Genomic DNA, 600 nt, shown 5'->3' with positions numbered 1-600 from the left:
CCAGCTGCGCGGTGAGCGGCGCGATGCCGGCTTCGGCCACGGCCGTTTCCACGGCGTCGGTGCTGAAGAACTCGCGCGTGTACGGCATCAGCCAGTCGAGCGCGGCTTGCGCGCGGCGGTGCGATTCCTCGGTGCCGTCGCCGAAACGGATCAGCCACTCACGCGCATGGTGCAGGTGGTAGCGCGTTTCCTTGATCGAGCGCTCCGCGATCGCGGCCAGCTGGGGATCGGCGGAGCGCAGCAGCGCCGTCCACAGATGCGCCATCAGCGAGGCGTAGAGAAAATTGCGCACGATCGTCACGGCGTAATCGTTGGACGAATGCGTCGTGCCGGTGAGCGGGCCGAAGTGCGGCAGCTCGGCGAGCGTGTAGTTGGCGAATTCGCGCTCGGCGCGGAAATAGGCGTAGTCGTCCTCGGTGCGATCGCGGCCGGTGAGCGCCTTTTCGAGCGTGGCGGCATGCGTGTAGAGCAGCCGCGCCTGACCGATCAGGTCGAGGCTCATGTTGGCGAGTGCGATGTCCTCTTCGAGGACCGGGCCGTGGCCGCACCATTCCGTGTTGCGCTGACCGAGGATCAGCGCCGTATCGGCAAGGCGCAGCA

Annotated in this window: 1 protein-coding gene; it reads right to left on the bottom strand. The window is 67.2% G+C overall.

Annotated elements, in window-relative coordinates; translation table 11 throughout:
- Window positions 1-598 (bottom strand): 1,2-phenylacetyl-CoA epoxidase subunit PaaC (paaC, locus tag VSR34_RS38245; RefSeq protein ID WP_342965214.1); only part of this gene is annotated, 598 nt, incomplete at its 3' end.
- Window positions 599-600: the final 2 nt, after the last annotated feature.

This window comes from Paraburkholderia sp. JHI2823, from assembly GCF_038900695.1.
In the GTDB taxonomy this organism is placed as follows: domain Bacteria; phylum Pseudomonadota; class Gammaproteobacteria; order Burkholderiales; family Burkholderiaceae; genus Paraburkholderia; species Paraburkholderia mimosarum.
This window is presented reverse-complemented; position numbering and strand designations above follow the sequence as displayed.